The 2,668-nt window shown below is 43.3% G+C and carries 2 protein-coding genes and 1 pseudogene; 1 reads left to right on the forward strand and 2 read right to left on the reverse strand.

Annotated features, from left to right (window positions below; genetic code table 11):
- Positions 1-323: pseudogene (locus tag GRP75_RS23830) on the reverse strand (calcium/proton exchanger); the annotation flags it as partial.
- A 192-nt stretch (positions 324-515) separates the two neighbouring features.
- On the opposite strand from GRP75_RS23830, the gene GRP75_RS23835 reads away from it, so the two are divergent.
- Complete coding sequence (locus GRP75_RS23835) at positions 516-881, forward strand: Asp23/Gls24 family envelope stress response protein (protein ID WP_013310912.1); 366 nt, start codon at positions 516-518, stop codon at positions 879-881.
- 225 nt (positions 882-1,106) lie between these two features.
- On the opposite strand, the gene ftsW is transcribed toward GRP75_RS23835, so the two are convergent.
- A complete protein-coding gene (gene ftsW / locus GRP75_RS23840) occupies positions 1,107-2,366 on the reverse strand; it encodes a putative lipid II flippase FtsW (RefSeq protein ID WP_160790554.1) in 1,260 nt (419 codons plus the stop codon).
- Positions 2,367-2,668: the final 302 nt, after the last annotated feature.

Here is a 2,668-nt window from a genome sequence, read left to right on the forward strand (position 1 = left end):
CTTGCTCCGAGCACCAGCAGCAGATTACCGATGATGGAACCGGTAAGACTGGCCTTTACCATATCGTAAAGACCTTCTTTAACAAGAAAGATGGCGATGATCAGTTCGGCTGCGTTACCAAAGGTGGCATTTAAGAACCCACCTAAACGTTGGCCAGCATAATGCGCGACACTTTCGGTCGCCCTGCCGAGAAAACCGGCTACGAATACAACAGAAATTGCGCAAATGACAAATTGGGCTATAGCGTTCCAATGCGTGTAATGAGCGACTGCGCTAAGAGCAAATGTCGCTATAAGCAAAGCGGGAGATAACCATTTTTTCAATGAAGAGCACCTCGATATCAATAGATGTGTACAAGTTTGGTGAAAGCTGTCACTTGTATGGATTTTCTAAATTAATATACCCAAAATGATATAGGTTGTAAACGAAAGTTGTTTTTCATACGTAGGGTTTGCATTTGGAGTGGCTGAGGCTTTACAATACAAATAAAGGATGGATGAAGGGGGACATAGGTCATGGCAGAGCAAATTCAACAACTGGAAGCAGGAAACATCAAGATTTCCAACGATGTCGTAGGTAAAATTGCCGGGATGGCCGCATTAGAGACACCGGGCATTGCTGCAATGTCAGGCGGTTTATCGGAAGGCTGGGCCAAAAGGCTGAGCGGTAAAAATGTGCAAAAAGGCGTATCAGTGGAGGTTGGACAGCTGGAAGCTGCCATTGATCTACGTATTATCGTGCTCTACGAAACACCTATTCATGAGGTGTCCCGAATTCTTCAGCAAAATGTGCGAGAAGCCGTCGAAAGTATGACGGGTTTGCGGGTCGTGGAAGTGAACGTAAAAGTGGAAGGTGTCGCGTTCAAGGACGACGCAGTGTAAAAGAATCAGGAACCGATAAATTGACGTTTTTCACCAATTGTATACATGCCGGGAATTCCGTGGGATAACCCGAATAAAAACACGAAAACTGGTGGTTATAGAATCGCCAGTTTTCGTTTTGTGAATCAACAGTATAGCCATTTTTGCAGAGGGTTCCCATATTTTATACATAACCAAAAGAACTTCCAAAGCCACCGTTGTAAGTGGTCCATGGAAGTTCTTTTTTTAACGAAAACGGTTGGTTCTACGCGTTTGAAAGCGATTGGGTACTTCATTACGGACAGCTACCCCTGTGGTGCGTTCCTGCACCGCTTGTTTGGTGTTCTCACGAGAAATACTGAGCATAATGCCCATGGAAAACATCATGACAAGTAGGGAGGAGCCACCAAAGCTGATAAATGGAAGCGTTACGCCAGTGATTGGAATCGTTTGGGTTACACCGCCGATATTAATGAAGGCCTGAATAGCGATCAAACCCATGATGCCAGTGCCTACCAACGTTCCGAACGGATCATGGCAACGCAGAGCAATGATCATGCCTCGCCAAATCAAATACAAATATAGCATCAGGAATATGGCTGTTCCGACAAATCCGAATTCTTCACCAATTACAGAAAAGATAAAATCATTAAATGAATTAGGAAGATAGTGAAGCTTGATAATACCTTTACCAAATCCTGCCCCGTTTAAACCGCCTTCACCTATAGCTTGCAAGGACTGTACCAGACTGTATCCTGTTCCTTGTCTATATTTCTCGGGATTAAGAAAGGCTTGAAAGCGTCCGATTTTATAATCTTGCTTGGCAGCAGCTTGTCCATCTGTGGTTCCAGAATCTCCTCCAAACAACGACCCAATGCCAAATACGATGGAAGCGCCTAGCACGAGCAGAACAATGGATGCTGTAATATGCTTGACACTGGCTCCACCGGCATAAATAATCAGACCACTGGTAGCAACCAAAATGAAGCAGGAGCCTAAATCAGGTTGAAGCATGATGAGTCCTGCAACACAGCCTACAATGACTGTTACAGGTATGTAGCCAGTCCGTAGATCTCTAAAGCGATCTCCTTTTTTGACGATTAGTGCGGATAAGTAAAGAATGATGGAAATTTTCGCAAGCTCCGTTGGTTGGAAGCCAACACTACCAAACCTGAGCCAGCTTTTTGCGCCGTTAAGTGAGCCTGTAAAAAGAACGATGATTAGCAGTAATATAGTTATGAAAAATAAAGGTACAAAAAGCTTTTTATATTTTTCCATCTTAATATTCATAGCTACCAACATAATAAAAAGTCCAAGTACAGCAAATGCAGATTGGCGCTTCACAAAATATAAAGAGTCAAAATTGTATTCTTTATTCAGCAGAGCTACGCTGGAGCTGGAGCTAAATACCATAATTACACCGAATCCAACCAATAACAAAGTGAGGATCAGCAATTGAAAATCCGGTGTGCCTCTTCTTCGAGTCTCCGGCTTCGTATTTCTCATATCAGCTTCCCCCGGTATTCGCCACAAGGTATATTCCTCGCAGACGGTTATCATTTTATCGTTTATCCATTTTATCATATTATGTTTGTTAGGCTTCTGCAACCTCCCTGGAGCAACAGATATCGCAACAATTCCATATCTGCTACAATAGGATGAAAATAAAGACTTGAGAGCAGCGTTGCATACGTGGTGACGCTGCATGATTAATTCGGGAACTTGCCCGGTGCTTTAAAAGGAGAGGTGGAGCAGAATTGACACAACATGCGATAGATAAGATCTGGTTTGATCGTTTGCAAGAAAAC

Source organism: Paenibacillus sp. OT2-17 (assembly GCF_009827695.1).
GTDB classification, from domain to species: Bacteria; Bacillota; Bacilli; order Paenibacillales; family Paenibacillaceae; genus Paenibacillus; species Paenibacillus polymyxa_B.